Origin of the sequence: Colwellia sp. BRX10-1 (assembly GCF_014077545.1) — a bacterium.
Taxonomy (GTDB): Bacteria; Pseudomonadota; Gammaproteobacteria; order Enterobacterales; family Alteromonadaceae; genus Colwellia_A.
The window spans coordinates 35,288-52,867 of the sequence record NZ_JACGWC010000025.1; the positions used below are offsets into that span (position 1 = coordinate 35,288).

General features: G+C 37.3%; 15 protein-coding genes and 1 tRNA gene. 7 read left to right on the top strand and 9 right to left on the bottom strand.

Features of this window, described 5'->3' with window-relative positions; translation table 11 throughout:
• Positions 1-97 precede the first annotated feature (97 nt).
• Positions 98-174, bottom strand: a tRNA-Trp gene (locus H4J75_RS16325).
• Positions 175-326: 152 nt separating this feature from the next.
• Complete coding sequence (gene aceK, locus H4J75_RS16330; protein WP_182218311.1) at positions 327-2,060, bottom strand: bifunctional isocitrate dehydrogenase kinase/phosphatase; 1,734 nt, start codon at positions 2,058-2,060, stop codon at positions 327-329.
• A 238-nt stretch (positions 2,061-2,298) separates the two neighbouring features.
• Between aceK and queA the strand changes: the two genes are divergently transcribed.
• The 5 genes from queA (at position 2,299) to secF (ending at position 7,898) form a co-directional block, all read left to right on the top strand.
• Entirely contained in the window at positions 2,299-3,351 is a 1,053-nt protein-coding gene (queA, locus tag H4J75_RS16335) for a tRNA preQ1(34) S-adenosylmethionine ribosyltransferase-isomerase QueA (protein ID WP_182222715.1), read from the top strand.
• Between the two features lie 126 nt (positions 3,352-3,477).
• On the top strand, positions 3,478-4,593 hold the full coding sequence (gene tgt, locus H4J75_RS16340) for a tRNA guanosine(34) transglycosylase Tgt (RefSeq protein ID WP_182222720.1): 1,116 nt from the start codon (positions 3,478-3,480) through the stop codon (positions 4,591-4,593).
• A 58-nt stretch (positions 4,594-4,651) separates the two neighbouring features.
• Entirely contained in the window at positions 4,652-4,987 is a 336-nt protein-coding gene (yajC, locus tag H4J75_RS16345; protein WP_182171028.1) for a preprotein translocase subunit YajC, read from the top strand.
• Positions 4,988-5,089: 102 nt separating this feature from the next.
• Positions 5,090-6,937 (top strand): protein translocase subunit SecD, encoded by a 1,848-nt coding sequence (secD, locus tag H4J75_RS16350; protein ID WP_182218315.1) that lies wholly within the window; start codon positions 5,090-5,092, stop codon positions 6,935-6,937.
• 13 nt (positions 6,938-6,950) lie between these two features.
• Complete coding sequence (gene secF, locus H4J75_RS16355) at positions 6,951-7,898, top strand: protein translocase subunit SecF (RefSeq protein ID WP_070376037.1); 948 nt, start codon at positions 6,951-6,953, stop codon at positions 7,896-7,898.
• Positions 7,899-8,219: 321 nt separating this feature from the next.
• Here the strand turns inward: secF and H4J75_RS16360 are convergent, their stop codons facing one another.
• Complete coding sequence (locus H4J75_RS16360) at positions 8,220-9,401, bottom strand: HD-GYP domain-containing protein (protein ID WP_182231392.1); 1,182 nt, start codon at positions 9,399-9,401, stop codon at positions 8,220-8,222.
• A gap of 157 nt (positions 9,402-9,558) precedes the next feature.
• Between H4J75_RS16360 and H4J75_RS16365 the strand changes: the two genes are divergently transcribed.
• Positions 9,559-9,930: a DUF2750 domain-containing protein gene (locus H4J75_RS16365; RefSeq protein WP_070376038.1), complete on the top strand. Its 372-nt coding sequence runs from the start codon at positions 9,559-9,561 to the stop codon at positions 9,928-9,930.
• Between the two features lie 51 nt (positions 9,931-9,981).
• On the opposite strand, the gene H4J75_RS16370 is transcribed toward H4J75_RS16365, so the two are convergent.
• The 5 genes from H4J75_RS16370 to can form a co-directional block, all read right to left on the bottom strand.
• Positions 9,982-10,632 (bottom strand): sulfotransferase, encoded by a 651-nt coding sequence (locus H4J75_RS16370; RefSeq protein ID WP_182218318.1) that lies wholly within the window; start codon positions 10,630-10,632, stop codon positions 9,982-9,984.
• A 7-nt stretch (positions 10,633-10,639) separates the two neighbouring features.
• Positions 10,640-12,238 carry a PH domain-containing protein gene (locus H4J75_RS16375; protein WP_259366441.1) on the bottom strand — a complete coding sequence of 533 codons (1,599 nt, stop codon included), beginning with the start codon at positions 12,236-12,238 and terminating at the stop codon, positions 10,640-10,642.
• Entirely contained in the window at positions 12,231-12,794 is a 564-nt protein-coding gene (locus H4J75_RS16380) for a PH domain-containing protein (RefSeq protein WP_259366440.1), read from the bottom strand. The genes H4J75_RS16375 and H4J75_RS16380 overlap by 8 nt, the downstream gene beginning before the upstream one ends.
• 138 nt (positions 12,795-12,932) lie before the next feature.
• Positions 12,933-13,739 (bottom strand): uroporphyrinogen-III C-methyltransferase, encoded by an 807-nt coding sequence (gene cobA, locus H4J75_RS16385; RefSeq protein WP_182222717.1) that lies wholly within the window; start codon positions 13,737-13,739, stop codon positions 12,933-12,935.
• 3 nt (positions 13,740-13,742) lie between these two features.
• On the bottom strand, positions 13,743-14,342 hold the full coding sequence (can, locus tag H4J75_RS16390; protein WP_070376043.1) for a carbonate dehydratase: 600 nt from the start codon (positions 14,340-14,342) through the stop codon (positions 13,743-13,745).
• A gap of 662 nt (positions 14,343-15,004) precedes the next feature.
• Between can and H4J75_RS16395 the strand changes: the two genes are divergently transcribed.
• Complete coding sequence (locus tag H4J75_RS16395) at positions 15,005-16,171, top strand: methyl-accepting chemotaxis protein (protein WP_182218333.1); 1,167 nt, start codon at positions 15,005-15,007, stop codon at positions 16,169-16,171.
• Positions 16,172-16,778: 607 nt separating this feature from the next.
• On the opposite strand, the gene H4J75_RS16400 is transcribed toward H4J75_RS16395, so the two are convergent.
• Complete coding sequence (locus H4J75_RS16400; protein WP_182222718.1) at positions 16,779-17,372, bottom strand: hypothetical protein; 594 nt, start codon at positions 17,370-17,372, stop codon at positions 16,779-16,781.
• Positions 17,373-17,580: the final 208 nt, after the last annotated feature.

Below are 17,580 nucleotides of genomic sequence, written 5' to 3' on the forward strand. Positions count from 1 at the left end.
CCGCTCTTATTTAGATATGACTGAGTAACTATTAGGTTTACGATGATTTATAAAGATAATACTATTGATCTTAGCTAGAAATAGCTAAGAAAATAATTGGCAGGGGTGGAGAGATTCGAACTCCCAACCGTCGGTTTTGGAGACCGCTGTTCTACCAATTGGAACTACACCCCTGCAACGGATTCGAATTATACGCAAGCAATAGCAAAGGTAAAGCGCTAAAGTCAAAAAAAATGAAATAAATGACTGTTTGCTTAAAATAACAACATTGCGTTTGTTTTAAACTCAATTATTGTCAGGTAAAGCAAACAATCACAGATACAATATTAATTATTACAAAAACGTAGTGCCTCTGGGTAGGGGAATACATCTTCAAATTTACCCGTAGCCACACTTTTTTGGCATTGTTGCCAAAAACTGGCTTCTAACAAATCGGCATGATGTAATAAAAAAGCATTGCGGTATTTCTTATTTGCCAACGCAAAAGTCGCAATTTCCTCTGGAAACATGTCGCCAGGTGCTACCGAGTACCAAGGTTCTGCTGCATAAATTTGTTCCTCGGTAATGGCTTCTGGTTTCACCCTAAAGTTAACTTCATCCATATAGGTTATTTCATCATAATCGTAAAATATGACTCGTCCGTGTCGGGTTACGCCAAAGTTTTTGAGTAACATGTCGCCGGGGAAAATATTGGCAGCAATTAACTGTTTGATCGCGCTGCCATAGCCATACATTGCTTCTTCAATTTCCTCATCACTCGCTTTAGCTAAATATAAATTGAGCGGTGTCATACGACGCTCAATATATAAATGTTTGATGATAATTAATTCATCTTCAAAACGAATAATAGATTGAGCAACATTGAGCAGCTCTGTTAATAATTCTTCACTAAAACGGTCTTTGGGAAAAGCAACTTCAGAGTATTCCATGGTGTCAGCCATTCGTCCAACTCGGTCATGTAATTTAACTAAGCGATATTTTCCTTTAACTTCTTGCTTAGTCATGGTCTTACTTGGGGCAAATTTATCTTTTATAATTTTAAAAACATAAGGGTAAGAGGGTAAGGTAAATACTGACATCACCATACCTTTAATACCTGCAGCTAATTCAAACTTGTCATCACTTGCGTCGAGGTGATTGAGAAAATCGCGATAAAACTGTGTTTTACCTTGTTTATGAAAACCAATGGCTGAATATAAATCGGCTAAGGTTTTATGAGGAATTAAGCGTTTTAAAAATTGCACTAAAGCAAAAGGGTGCTGACAGTCGACAAAAAAGTAAGCGCGGGCAAAACCGAAAACTACCGCCATATTTGCCCCTTCGGTTAACAAAGCATCTATGTATAATCCTGCTGCTTTTCCTTCTTTTTCATTATTAACAATAGGGACAATAAAAGGTGTTTCACCGCCAGGAGAAATAACGCGACCAATAATATAAGCCCCTTTGTTACGATAGAATATAAAATCAAGAATATCGAACTTCAATTCGCTAAGTTTATATCGTGTTTTATGTGCTTGAACGCGAAAAGACTTTATAAGACTTTTCATGTCTCTTTCTAAGTTAACAAAGGGAATGTTGAAGTTGGCATTATTCATAATAGCCGCAATAGTTTGCTCTAGGCCTAACTCACTTGGCAAATAGCGCGTGTATATAACCGGACTGGCAATGTTTTCTATTTTTTCAACGGTACTTTTTACAAAAATAAAAGCATTGTGGTAGTACTTACGTTCAAATAAATGACAAAAGATAGAGTTATAAAAACTCTCTGCTAGCTCTGGTTGATGGTGTTCTTTTAATAAATCGACGTAACTTACCTTAACGTTTTGCCATAAAAGCTCGTCAAGATTCGAGACAAAAAAATCTTTTTTAATGGTCTCAAGTGTTTCTTCAACACGTTTATCATAAAAGTCTGTTCTACTTTTTGCTGCATCTTGAACCGCTTGCCATTGGCAGAGTTCAAAGCGTTTTTTTGCGGATTGAGTAATTTCACTAAAAAGATAGATATGTCGCTCAAAGCCATTCAGGATGGTTTTAGCGAGAGCAAAAGCAATATTGTTCATGATATTTTCAACTATAAATTTATCGATAATCTCAGCATACGGTAAATTGTCAAAAAGGGGAGATAAAGTTTCCAATATGATGATTATAAACAAGGTAAATACAGAGCTGTTTTATATTTAAGGTCTCTTGACCCTTTATTGCCACTGTATCGGCGTTATTACTTGCTATTGTTGGCGCTGAACACTAAAATTACGCGTTTTTTATTCTCTTAAAATAGATATTATAATTGGTATTTACATGCGCGTAGCTGACTTTTCTTTTGATTTACCCGAAGAACTTATTGCCCGATATCCGAAAGCGGATCGTACCTCAAGTCGTTTAATGTCTGTTAACGGTAATAGTGGTGAAATCCTTGATCTTGGATTTACCGACATTATTGAACAACTTAATGCTGGTGATCTACTTATCTTCAATAATACCCGCGTAATACCCGCACGTATGTTTGGACAAAAAGAAAGTGGTGGGAAAATTGAAGTTTTGGTTGAAAGGATCCTCGACGAAAAACGTTTTCTTGCTCATATTCGTGCCAGTAAGTCACCAAAAGTGGGTAACAAACTTATTCTAGAAGGCAAAGTCTCTGCGACTATGCTTGGTCGCCATGGTGCTCTATTTGAATTAGAAATACAGGGTGAACAATCAGTTTTATCTGTGCTTGAAGAAATTGGCCATATGCCATTACCTCCGTACATAGACCGTCCTGATGAAGACAGCGATCGTGAAAGATATCAAACTGTTTATAATGAAAAACCTGGTGCGGTTGCTGCACCTACCGCAGGTTTACATTTTGATGAAAATTTATTAGAAAAAATAAAAGCTAAGGGTGTCGATCTCGCTTTTATTACCTTACACGTTGGCGCGGGTACTTTTCAGCCAGTAAAAGTCGATGAAATAGCCGACCATATTATGCATGCTGAGTATGTTGAAGTATCTGACGAAGTTGTTCAACAGATAGCCCTTACAAAAGCGAATGGCGGTCGCGTTATCGCAGTTGGTACAACATCGGTACGTTCTATAGAAAGTGCCGCTAAGGTGGCTAAAGATAAAGCTTTACCGCTTAGCGATTTTTATGGTGACACTGATATCTTTATTACCCCAGGATATGAATTTCAAGTGATTGATGCCTTAATCACTAATTTTCATTTATCAGAGTCAACACTGTTAATGCTCGTTAGCGCCTTCTCGGGTTACGAACACATGATGTCTGCATATCAACATGCAGTGCATGAAAAATATCGTTTTTTCAGTTATGGCGATGCGATGTTTTTAACGAAAAAAGATTACAATATTTAAGATGACATACAAAGCGTTTAATAATTTATAATAAACAACCGCTAGCCTGTTTCGCTAGAGGGTTTGGAGAAAGTCTATATGACAGATAAAACAGTAGCACCAGTGACTAAACCAGTAAAAAGCAAGATGAAGTATCAATTAATCAATACTGACGGTAAAGCACGTCGAGGCCGTTTAACGTTTGATCGCGGTACAGTAGAAACGCCAGCGTTTATGCCAGTAGGGACTTATGGCACGGTTAAAGGCATGAAAATGGAAGATGTTGAGGCAACAGGCGCTGAAATTATTCTAGGCAACACTTTTCATCTTATGCTACGTCCTGGTACTGAAATTGTTGAACAGTTTGGCGGTTTACATAATTTTATTAATTGGCAAAAACCAATTCTTACTGACTCTGGTGGTTTTCAGGTGTTCAGTTTAGGTAAAATGCGTAAGATTACCGAAGAAGGGGTTAAGTTTAGTTCTCCTATTAACGGTGATAAAATAATGCTGACCCCTGAACGTTCAATGGAAGTTCAGCGCAGTTTAGATGCCGATGTTGTGATGATTTTTGATGAGTGTACGCCATATCCTGCATCACATGAAGAATCAAAAAGTTCGATGGAATTATCACTACGCTGGGCACAGCGTTCTAAAGTTGCTCATGGCGATAATCAATCAGCTTTGTTTGGTATTGTACAAGGCGGCATGTATGAAGACTTACGTGAAGTTTCTGTTAAAGGTTTAAAAGACATCGAGTTTGATGGTTATGCGATCGGTGGTTTATCAGTAGGTGAACCCAAAGAAGATATGATCCGCATTCTTGATCACACCACCCCCTTGATCCCTGAGAATAAACCCCGATATCTTATGGGTGTTGGAAAGCCTGAGGACTTGGTTGAAGGTGTGCGTCGTGGTATTGATATGTTTGATTGTGTTATGCCAACACGTAATGCCCGAAATGGTCATCTATTTGTGACTAACGGCGTTATTAAAATCCGTAATGCCAGCCACAAAACAGATACAGGGCCATTAGACAGCGAATGTGACTGTTATACCTGTAAAAATTATTCACGCGCTTATTTGCATCATTTAGATAAGTGTAATGAAATTCTAGGCTCACAATTAAATACCTTACATAACTTACATTTTTATCAACGTGTTATGAAAGGATTGCGTGCGGCTATAGAGCAAGGTAAGTTAGACGACTTCGTGAGCGAGTTTTATGCGTTACGCGGATTACCCGTTCCAGAACTACAATAGCTATTTACACAAATTAAAAGAATTATCCATTTATTAACAATAAAAATCAGAGGAAATTATGAGTTTATTTATCAGTGAAGCACACGCAGCAACCGGCGCACCAGCAGGTGCCGATGGCACATCAATGTTGATCATGCTAGCCGTTTTTGGTTTAGTTTTTTACTTTATGATTTACCGCCCACAAGCTAAGCGTGTAAAAGAGCATAAAGGCCTAATGTCAGCATTATCAAAAGGCGATGAAGTTTTAACACAAGGCGGCATCGTCGGTAAAATTGTGAAAGTTTCAGACGAAAAAGATTATATCGTAGTAAGTGTTGCTGAAGGTACTGAAGTTGTTCTTCAAAAAGCAGCAATCAATGCGGTATTACCTAAAGGCACAATGAAGTCATTGTAATTCGTAGTGGGTTAGTTATTTGCTTAGCTTCTTGCTAAACAAGTTTAGCATTATGACTAACCTGCAATGATTTAAAAGAACGTTAATAAAAAGGATGAACTTGTGCTAAACAAATACCCCTTATGGAAAACACTGATGGTGCTATTTATAGTCGCTTTTGGTGCTTTATATGCTTTACCTAATTTATACCCTGAAGACCCTGCCGTGCAGGTTTCAGGTTTACGTGGCGTTGAAGCCAATGCTGCAACGCTTGATAGCGTAAAGAGCGATTTGACTGCAGATAATATTTCATTCTCAAGTATTGTGCTTGAAAATGGCCAATTACTTGTCCGTTTTAGTGATACCGAGCAACAACTTCGTGCCCGTGATTTGCTTGAGGAAAGTTTAGGCGATAAATTTTCGGTGGCGTTAAATCTTACGCCGGCAACACCTGCATGGTTAGCAAGTGTTGGTGGTACACCGATGAAGTTAGGTTTAGATTTAAGTGGTGGTGTTAGCTTTCTAATGGAAGTGAACATGAGTGAAGCGATAGTTAAAGCGCAAGACGCCTTAGTTGATGACTTTCGTACTGATTTACGTGGCGAAAAAATTCGTTACCGCAGTGTCAAAAAATCGAACGACTCCATCAATGTTCAGTTTCGTAATGCGGAAGACTTAACTACAGCACATGACTTTTTGAAAAAACGCTACCGTGACTTTTTAATGTCAGAAAATGCGGATAATTTAACTTTGTCTGCAAAAATGACCGATGAAAAAATTAAAGAAGTTCGCGAATATGCCTTGCAACAAAACATTACCATTATTCGTAATCGTGTTAATGAATTGGGTGTCTCTGAGCCGCTTGTGCAACGCCAAGGCAAAAAACACATCATCATTGAATTACCCGGCGTGCAAGATACAGCTAAAGCAAAAGAAATTTTAAATGCAACGGCAACTATCGAATTTAGACTCGTTGATACCGACGGCGATTTAAGTGCTGCACTCAATGGCCGAGTGCCAGCGAGCTCTAAGTTATTATATGAACGTGACGGCAAACCTGTTTTATTGAAAAAACGTGTGATGCTAACCGGTGATCATATTGTTGATGCAGGCTCAAGCTTTGACGAATATAGCCGTCCACAAGTAAATATTTCGCTTGATTCTGCCGGCGGTGGAAAAATGTCCAATGGGACTAAAAGTAATATCGGTAAGCCAATGGCGACCGTATTTATTGAATATAAACCCACTGACCGTAAAGATGCTGAAGGGAATACTATTTTTGAAAAAATAGAAGAAGTTATCTCAGTAGCAACCATTCAAGCACGTTTAGGTAAAACCTTCCGCATTACTGGTGCGGGTAGCCAAAGTGAAGCACATAATTTAGCATTATTATTACGTGCTGGAGCGCTTGTCGCACCTATTCAAATTGTTGAAGAGCGAACGGTTGGACCTACATTAGGTGCTGAAAATGTTAGGCTTGGTTTTGAAGCTATTTTAATGGGCTTTGGCTTAGTGTTTATTTTTATGATTATTTATTACCGTGCTTTTGGTGTGGTAGCAAATCTAGCGCTTGGTGCTAACTTAATCTTAATTGTTGGGGTGATGTCGTTAATTCCTGGGGCAACGTTAACGTTACCCGGTATGGCAGGTATTGTACTAACAGTTGGTATGGCAGTAGATGCCAACGTACTTATATTCGAACGTATACGAGAAGAAATACGTGAAGGTAAGTCGATTCAACAATCTATTCACCAAGGATATGAGGCAGCATTTTCAACCATTATTGATGCCAATATTACCACGCTTATTGCGGCACTTATTTTGTATGCTGTTGGTACAGGTCCGATTAAGGGTTTTGCGATAACGTTATCTATCGGTATTCTTACCTCAATGTTTACAGCGGTTGTTGGTACACGAACCGTAGTTAATGCTGTTTGGGGCGGAAAACGTCTCGACAAACTTTCAATATAGGGCGTAGATATTTATGCAAATTTTACAATTAAAAGAAACTGTCGCCTTTATGAGTTACCGCAAGGGAGCATTGATGTTTAGTGTTTTATTGATGCTTGCTTCTGTATTTTCTTTAATGACCAATAAATTAAACTTTGGCCTAGATTTTACGGGTGGAACATTAATTGAGGTGGGTTTTGAAAAAGCGGCTGATTTAAACAAAATTCGTGCGGTAATGGACAGTAATGGCTATCCAGATGCGGTTGTGCAGTTATATGGTACTAGCCGTGATGTGGTTATTCGTTTAGCAGAGCGCGAAGGTTTAAACGTTGAAATGCTCGGTAATGAAGTACTTAGTGCCTTACAAGAAGGCACAGGGCAAACCATGGAAATGCGCCGTATTGAATTTGTGGGTGGCAGCGTCGGCGATGAATTAGCAGAGCAGGGCGGATTAGCGATGTTAACTGCGCTAATTTGTATTCTCGTTTACGTAGCATTCCGCTTTGAATGGCGTTTCGCTTTAGGTTCGGTGTTTGCTTTATTTCATGATGTATTGTTAACACTGGGCTTGTTCTCGGTATTAAAACTTGAGTTTGACCTGACGGTGCTTGCAGCGATATTGGCGGTTATAGGTTACTCACTCAATGATACGATTGTTGTATCTGACCGTATTCGTGAAAACTTTCGTAAATTACGTGAAGGCGGGCCAGCAGATATTATCAATATTTCGTTAACACAAACCTTAAGTCGTACTTTTATAACGTCAATAACCACGTTATTAGTATTAGCTGCACTGTTTTTTAGAGGTGGTGAGCTTATTCATGGTTTCGCAACCGCGTTATTGTTTGGGGTCTTTGTTGGTACTTATTCATCTATTTATGTAGCAAGCTCAGTTGCACTCGCTTTTGGTATTTCTAAAGAAGACTTGATACCAGAAGTGATTGATAAAGAAGGCGCAGATCAAGAAGAGATGACGCCTTAACGTATCAATCAGATAATAAAAGTTGTTAACTAAAAGCCGAGTATTCTTACTCGGCTTTTTATTGTCTTATCAAGAAGATTAACTGATTAGCACCGTTTAAAAGGGCTTATTAATAACTATTAAGATGATATTTGAAATAAAATTGTGCTAATTTTCAATTTTATTAGTGTATGGTATTTACATTAAATAGTTTATTAGTATAATTACTCTAGTTCTTAAGGGCGATGCTCTTACCAAACTTTTGTTATTCCCTTACAAATGTTTTTATGCCGCGTAACTTACGCGGCTTTTTTTTGCCTAAAAAAGGACATTTAAGGTACGTTAGGCTTTATTGGCAATGTCGTGTATCACTTTAGCAATGTTAATATTATAGTCTTCAGCTCGGGCCGAGCCAACGATGGTAATAGCGACAAGTGAAAGGTCGCAATCTTTTGAATTAATATAATTTTGGAGTTTTAAGCTATAAAAAATTTTTACTTTAGGTTTTAGCGGGTCAGCTCTGTTGCCTTCAACTACAATGGCTATTTTATCATTTGATAGTTTAACCAGTGAGCCCACCGGATGGACACCTAAATATTTAATAAACTGTTGAACAAGTTGCTGATCAAACTTGCCTTTTTCTGCTAATAAATAACGTAACGCGTTAATGGGTTGTTGACCTTTTTTATAAGCTTTATCACCTGTTACAGCGTCATAAACATCAATAATTGCAGTAATACGAGCAAGTTTAGAAAGTTTTTCTTTTTTTAAACCCCTAGGGTAGCCAGAACCATCTAATCGTTCATGGTGATTAATCAACATATCCATAATAATAGGATCATTAAAGCCATCTTTTTTACAAAGCTGATGTCCCCATGCAAGGTGTTTTTTAACAATATCCATTTCATTAATTGTTAGTTTATCTGGTTTTTCAATGATCCCTTTGGGTATTTTTGCAACACCAATATCATGTAATAAAGCGCCTAATGCCATTTTTTCAGCGGTTTCTTTATTTAAGCCAAGGAAAAGTGCAAAGCCACAGACTAAGATGGCGCAGTTAGTGGCATGCTCCCATTGATAGGTAGAGTGATGGCGAATACGCGTTAAAATAGTTATGGCATATTGATTACGAATAACCGAATTGGTTATCTCTGACGCGAGCAAACTGATTGCCTGTGGTGATAGATTTTTTTGACTTTTTGCTTGGTTGAATAAATCCTGAATTTTTTTATTACTATCATCATAGATTTCACACGAACGTGAAAATTCTTCATTTAATGAGCAAGGTAAAGTCACTGACTCTGCAGTTGATAATTTCTCTTCTTTAGCTGTTAAATTTTTATTTTGTTCCTTATCAGACTCAAGTTTGATAATAACTTGAGTAACGCCTTGTTTTTTTAAAGACATTATTGTGCTTTGAGAGTTAACTCTGCCTTGGTTTTTTACTTTTGTTTTGCTGTGTTTAAGCATTACTGTGGTAACGAACATACCAATTTCTAATTCATCAATGCTTAATGTCTTCAATCTAACTTCTTCAGTCATATAGTATTTTTATTATTATTGTTCCATATTCATTCATACTTGCTTATTTTTTATACTTTTACAATAAATTGTTATATTAGCAAATGAGATGGTGTGAGATAATTAAAGACTGCTCATTAATTAATTGATACCAATAATCATGAATTCAACAATCTTAAGCACCTTTTTAGTCGACGTTAAAAACAATCAATCGTTCTGGGCACTGCAAGAAAAGTCAGCAGAAGATTGGGTGGTACTTGACTCTATTAATTTTGAAAACACTGAAGTTATGCCATTATGGTCAAGCCAAGAACTCGCTCAGAAGCATTGTGTTGATGAATGGCAGGAATATGTACCGACTAAAATAACTTTAAGTGACTGGTTGGAATTTTGGTTAGAAGACCTTAGTGAAGACGGCGTTATTGTTGGTATTAACTGGCAAGAAGAAACTAGTGATACAGATGATAATACATATGTTGAGTTAGATTTAGCCGAGTTTAGTCAAGCACTCGCTGAAATTGAAGCTTTGTAACGTTAGAAAAAGCAGTATGTTGACTTTATTATAGAGCTCAACGTGCTGTTGTTATTCGCCTGATACATCTAAATAAGTTAGTAAACTTATTCGACCATTCTTGGTCGACGCTATTTTATTTTTATTGATTAAATCTTTCCAGGCGGTCACTTTGCCACCCGTATTGAGCCGCTCAAAGCTTGCCGACTCATTTCCTTGCGCTAAAGATAAAAAGTTGAGTAATTTCTGATAACTGTCTGACTCGCTAACATCTATAGTGAGTAAGTCTTGTGGGCGAGCAATAAAATATTGCCCAACCTCACTCTTATGCCGCTGGTAGCATAATGATAAAAAATTATCATCTTCAATATTATCTGACGTAAAAGGTGAAAATGTACTCTGGTAACAGCGTTTAATGATCGTATTAAAACCACCATCATCTCGGGTGACATTGATATACATTCGTTGAAGTAATTGCTTAATCGACGGTAACCATTTTTGTGACTCACGGGACAAATAGATAAATTTACTGTTAGGGTAAAATGTATCTAGACGTTTAAAATCAGCAAAAATGGGCGTATCGGCGATCACTTGTGCATGATCAAAAGTTTTTTGCGTATAAGCTGTGTGTGCGACGGTATAGCCGAGTTCAAGCATAGCGGCACAAATACTGGTGGTGCCGGTGCGAGGTAAGCCGATAATGAATATTTTAGTGCTGTTCATCTCTTAGTTACATCCAAGATTTGCGGCTGCTTTCTACTTGGTAAAGTGCATTATCAAGTAATTGGTAGGCAAACTCCTGTTTGATAAAAGGAATATCTTGAGCGCCTGCCGCTAATACTATGCTTACTGAACTGAGTTGGTGGCGCTTTTGAAACCAACTTTGTTTAAACTGAACTTGTTGAGTTTTAAAAATAGGAAAACAGTAATAGTCGACGCCAAAATAACCTTTACGGATATAAATAAAATCTTCATCTTTAGCATAGCCCCAACGAAACCAACGCATAAAAATTAACAAACCAACAAATAAATAACCCGGAATTATAGCCATTAATAAATTAGTTTTATCAACAGTGATGAAAAAGACTAACAGTGAAATAAATATCGGGGTGAGAATATAGCCAAGATTACGCAAAAGAAAGCGTTTACTAATGCTTTGATAATCAACAGTCATCATTTTATTAGTTGGGTATACGTTGTTAACCAACGCCAAACATTCGCTAGGATTAATTGATGGAACAATAATACGATTATTTTCTGCACTCGCTTGATACTGATTTAAAGCACTATTGCTTTGCTCAAATTTAAGGTTAATTCGTTTGAGTATCACATCAAGCCAATCTTGTTGACGAACTACCATTTGCAGGCGGGATAACCGCATGATCACTTCATACTTGGTTAACAGACCACTACGGCGAATATAACGATCGTCGACTTTACTTAAGGTGAACTGGTAAAAAGTAATAATAGAACCGGCGATAGAAAATAAGGTAAAAGGTAATAAAATAATAAAAGTTAAGGTCAGTGCGTATAAACCAACTTGCCACATGGGTTTATCAGCAAACGTTAAGAATTTTTCAAGGTCGATACCTAAGCCATTAAAAAATTCAACAATATAGCGACCAAAATCATCAAAAAATGGTGCTAAGCCACCGAGGAAAATCCAGATTCTGTTGTTAGTTAAGCCATGAATAATAAGGTCTGTAATACTACGTGTGTTTAAAATAGTTTCGTTGTTTTGATCCTTAGATGCTAAGTCATTAACTGTTTCGGTCTCGGCATCGGCGACTGTTGAACTTGCTATTTTATGCTGAGCTAAAATTTCTACTTTAAGTTGTTCGGCAAAGTCTACTTTTAAAGCGACGACTTTAGCTTCTTGCATAGCGGAGCCTGCAGTATCAAGCTGGAGGCAGGTAAAACCGAATAGTCGATAATACAACGGCTGCTCTAGTTTTACGTTTTGAATTTTAGCAAAGGGTAAATTAACGTATTTCTTTGAAATTACGCCAGAGCGTATTTCAATATGATCCTGATATAATCGATACTGAAAGAAGTAGAAACTTAAAAAGGTCGAGATCATAATAATGGCGAGTATGGCTAAACCTATTGGTAGCCACAAATGGGGATGTGCAATAAAATTATCGTAACCTAAATATAATGCGGGTAAAAAAACGACGATATTACTTAAAAATCCCATCACAAATTTTGCTAAAAAATAAATAATAGCGATAGGTGATATACGCTGCCAGTCTTTGGTGTTTTGTTTCGAGCCAAGAGGGGGAATTGTTACTTCTCCGTCGCTCTCTAGCGTCGGTGTTGATTTATCCATGATGGTTAACATCTTTGTGATCAAGAATAAATTGGCGAATGCTCTCTGCTTTCTCTAACGGTAAACCTGGGATTTCAAAAGTGTGCAGTGCACCACCAGCGCTGAAAACTTGCAGTTTAGCCAAACCTATTTTTCGGTCAATAGGACCACGCTTTAGCTCTACATGTTGAATACGTAGCATGGGTTGGCTAACAGTTTTGAGAAAAATAACGCCACTTTGATAACTAAGATCTTGTTGGCGAAGTGCGTAAAACTTTCTTTTATCAGCAACTATAGTGTAAAGGGTACTCATAAAGCCAACTAGAGCTATTACCCAAATAACATAACTTACAAAGTTACTTACTGCAGTAGTTAAGGTAATAAAGTGTTGTAGCTGAACGATAAATAAAATACTTATAATAAACAGGGTGATAAATAAGGTGATATAGCGGTTACTTTTTGCATAAAGCGGCGATAACATTTCAAATTTTAGAGAGTCTAATCTTGGTAAATCGTTACTCGTTAAACCTGTGTTTGAAAAGTTAACCGTTCCTGGGATATTCTCGGTGCCCTGCATAATCGCTATTCCTATTATTTTTATTATCAAAAGAGTGGGTAATTGTTATTATAATTATTAATATAAACCGAACAATATGATTAATATTGGCGCAGTGCGGAGCTTGATTTTCTTAAACGATTTTTTGGGTGTTTAGTATTATTCGGGTGATAAATAACCTAAATTCATCAAGCGCTTCTCATCAAAGGTGTTAATAACATCACCAATAATGACTAATGTTGGTGGTTTTATATCATGTAATTCAACTAAGTGGTTCAATCCCACTAACGTACCACGGTAAACTTGTTGTTCTGGATTTGTTCCTTTATAAATCAATGCTGCGGGTGTTGAAGCTTTACGACCCGCCTTGATTAGTTGCTCACTGATAATGGGTAAGCTTTTGATCCCCATATAAAAGACAACGGTTTGTTTATTATCGTTAAGTGTGTGCCATGGCAGTGATAATTCACCATTGTCTTGGACGTTACCAGTAATAAAGGTGCAACTTTGTGCAACTTGTCTATGTGTTAAAGGAATACCTACATAGCTTGTACAAGCAGAGGCCGCGGTCATTCCTGGTACAATATGACAAGCGATGCCATTTTTTAAGGTATATTGTGCTTCTTCACCTCCTCGACCAAAAACAAAAGGATCGCCGCCTTTTAAGCGTAAAACTTTTTTGTTTTGTTTAGCATAATCAACTAATAGCTGATTAATTTTGTCTTGGGGTACTCTGTGTTCTGCTTGTTTTTTGCCGACATAAATTCGCTGACAATTTTCGGGTAATAACGCTAATATTTCAGCACTTACTAATCGGTCATAAATGGCGACTTCAGCTTGTTTAATAAAACGAAAAGCTTGTATGGTTAATAAATCAGGATCGCCAGGACCCGCGCCAACTAAAGCGACTTCGCCACAAGCAAAAGGTTGTTTACTGTTAGGTGAGTCAGGCATTATTAAGGTCATTGGTTATTTACCATTAGAAGAAACGTTTAAGTTCTTCAAAATACCGTCGTGTATATTATAGACAAAGCCGTGTACGGTGACATCTTGATTGGCATTCCAGGCACTGACTAATGTGGTGGTATGACAAACATTGGCTACCTGCTCAATCACATTGAGTTCACAAAGTAAGTTGACCTTTGTTTGCTGGTCTTCAACGGCATCAAGGCGCTCTTTGTGAAAACGATAAACATCTTTAATATGCCCTAACCAATTATCGATTAGCCCATGACGCTTATTATCAATTGATGCTGTAATACCGCCACAGCCATAGTGACCACATACTATTATATGTTTAACTTTTAGGTTTTCTACAGCAAATTGAATAACAGAAAGGCAATTTAAATCGGTATGGATAACTTGATTAGCAATATTACGATGAACAAACACTTCGCCTGGAGACATACCGAGCAATTCATTGGCTGGTACTCTTGAATCAGAGCAACCTATCCATAAATACTCCGGTTTTTGTTGTTCTGACAAGCGTTTAAAAAAATCGGGGTCTGCTTTTTTTATCTTTTCAGCCCACTGCTGATTATTGTCGAACAAATGTTGAATTGAAGTCACGGAATGCCTTGTTAAATAATCTATTCATTGATTTTATGAGAATACACCAAAAAGTGAAAGATAAATGTGATATCAATTATTTATGATGTATATCCATTTAGTTGGGCACTTAGCCATAACTGCCGATATTATGAAAACTTAACTAGGCAGAGTCATCTCAACCGTATGTGAGCGACAATTTTAGCAATACAAAAACTAAAGCAGTTGTACTAAAAAGAAAAACAATCAAAGTAGCTGAGTTTGGTGTGCTGACTAAGAAGAAATCAACTTATCTATTAGCTAAAAAAGGGCGATTTAGGTGAATTTAAGCAAAGCAAATAGCTAAGACTTTTAATCATGTCGTTATAAAGGGAAAATTAAATGGTTTATGTCCCAATAAAAATAAAGTTTGGCTTTGATTTTAGCTAAACTATTTATTGTCTTTCTCTTTTTATTTATCCGCCAGCACCTATCATTATATTATAAGTGCTGGCGGTTAACGTTGAATGTTCGACAATCAATTGTTACTTGGTATCGTTAAAATAACAGCTGATTTTTGTCGAATGGTATAAATTAGTAAATATTATTAGCAAAACTGCTAAATAATAGGTAATTTATAAGGAAATAAAGACAAGTAGCTTTAATCTCAGCTATTTTTTTTAAACTAACATCATGGATACTCTATGTTTACTCGCTTAAGCGTGAAATTACTTATACCGACTGCTGTTTTTGGATTATTAGCTGTATTATTTATTTTGCTATTTACAGATGAGTTAAGTAAGTCGTCTGTTATCGGTATATTGTCTCTATTAGTGATTGCCCAATTAATATCAGGTTATATATTTACTCAAAGTCAGCTGTCGTCTCGATTAACAAAGTTACTTCATTACTTAACGCTTGTGGTGAGTACCAAGCAGGCGCCTCCTGGCCCATTAGTTGATGAAGGTAATGATGAACTCGCTCAAGTCACCAATGAGCTTAGTGCTTTTATTGGAGACTTATCCGATGTGCTTGCTGAATTGCGAACCGAGTCTGAATCGTTAAAAGAGGGGTCATTTTTACTGGCCACACAAATGACTGATTCAGTGAGAGCCGTTGATGATTCTGCCCGTCAAATAGAACTTATGGCTCACTCTATTGATGAAGTTGCGTCAACGTCTAGTATACTTTCAGAGAGTGCTTCACAGGTAAGTGAGACGACTAATCAAGTTATTGACATTTTATCGCAAGGGACAACTTCTTCAAATACCAGTCAGCAAACCATTGAAGCTTTTTCTAAAGAAGTTACCGAAATGGCGACAGACTTAGCGCTACTGCAAACAGAGTGTTCAAATATCGGTTCTGTTCTGGATGTTATTCGTGGCATTGCCGACCAAACAAACTTACTCGCATTAAATGCAGCGATAGAAGCAGCGCGAGCAGGTGAGCAAGGTCGCGGTTTCGCAGTTGTTGCCGATGAAGTAAGAGCTCTTGCGCATAGAACACAAGAAGCAACGGTTGAAATTCATTCAATGGTTGAAGGTCTGCAAGAGAAATCAACGAATGCTGTAACCGCGATTTCGCGTGGTCAAGCATTGACGCAAGACAGTTTAACGCATTCAGCCGAAGTTGTTGAAGCGTTAGAGCAAATAGGTCGAGTCTTTAAAGAGGTTAATGCCTTAACCTCTCAAATTGCTAGTGGCACTGAACAGCAACAGCAATCAACTGCAGCGGTTAATACCAATATGGCTGAAGTTGCCTCTTTGAGTCGAGATATCACTAATGGCTTAAGTTCTGTTGCCCAGCATGCAGAGCAACAGCAAAAGGTATCTGTTGATGTTGCTACGACCCTAAATAGGATTTGTGTTTAAAAACTAGCATGTAAAAGCACAGAGAGTAACGTTATATCATAAGCCCATTTAAACATGGGCTTTTTTATGTTCAGGATAAACGGTGATGATTTTTGCGAAACATCATAAGTACATCCTTGTATATCATCATAAGGTGTGACGATGCCTATAGCAGCAAGACCATTCAATGGCATCATGGCATTATTACTTTCGAGTATGTCGATACCGAGTGAAGCTCCACAGACGTAGTATAATGTTTGATATTGGCATCATATACGACAGTTGACTTTTAATAGGTGATAAACAGATTATCTTGTTTTTTAGAAATTGCATTTTAGTGAAAACCTCTGATCTTCAGCCAGCAATACTAATAATCATTTTATGTACATTATAGTTAGTCATTCATTAATTTCTAAGTCCGCTTTAAGCTCATTGCGGACGGTGCTATTTCACATATTAACGCTAACTAATGCCACAAAGCCGACCTCATTATTAGAGCGTTCAACTCCACTTTTATGTCAGCTATCTTCAGGGATAGCTGACATTAGGATATATACTCTATGGCGCTAACGCCCCCATTGGGCCATAGCACTTATAATAACTTTGCCAAAAGTAAAGTCATATAATATTAATCTTCAGGTATATAACTGCAATCATCTGAATCAAGACCTAACTGATAGTCTTTTGATTTTTCCTCTAACCAATCGACTAACTCTTTGGCCGCAGGTGAAAGGTTGACTTCAGCTCCTCCCCCTCTCCTTTCCAAAAGGTAGGGGGTATATAGCTCTGTTTCATTATTAAATTTAAAGCTCAAAAAACGAATACTTCCAGCGTCAGAACAACGTTTTTGCAATTCAGTAAAATATTGAGAAGTCACCTCGCTAGCAATACTTTGAATGCCCTTGACAACTTCAATATCTATAGTTTCAAGTAAAGTACCAGCCCCACCCATCACTTTAGTGAGTTCAATTTCTGACTGCTCTGCCACATCATCTACAGAAAGATAACCGTCATTCTTCCCTTTATTATGATAATAATGATAAAAGTTGCCTTGAATATCAACAAAAATTCCAGCATGACTTGTCCCCCATGCGTTGTTATCATAAGCCACAGCCAGTAAATATTTTTGTTCAGCTTTTTGTTCTTCCTTTCCTTCTGAATCACCCTGACAAGCGGTAATAAAACAGATAATTACAAGTATCAAAAGATTGTTAATTTTCATTTTATATCTCAATTATTTTAATTTTAAGTCAACCGTTTATTGTACGCTCAGATGATATTGGTCATTATTATACTCTAACAGCGCCTGAGCTTAATTTATTACAAATCGCCACCACCGCCACCACAACTAGCATTTACTAAAGTTGACGTTGCTGTGCCACAGTCACCCATATGGTTACAGACTCTTGCTTTAAAATATTGCAAACCAC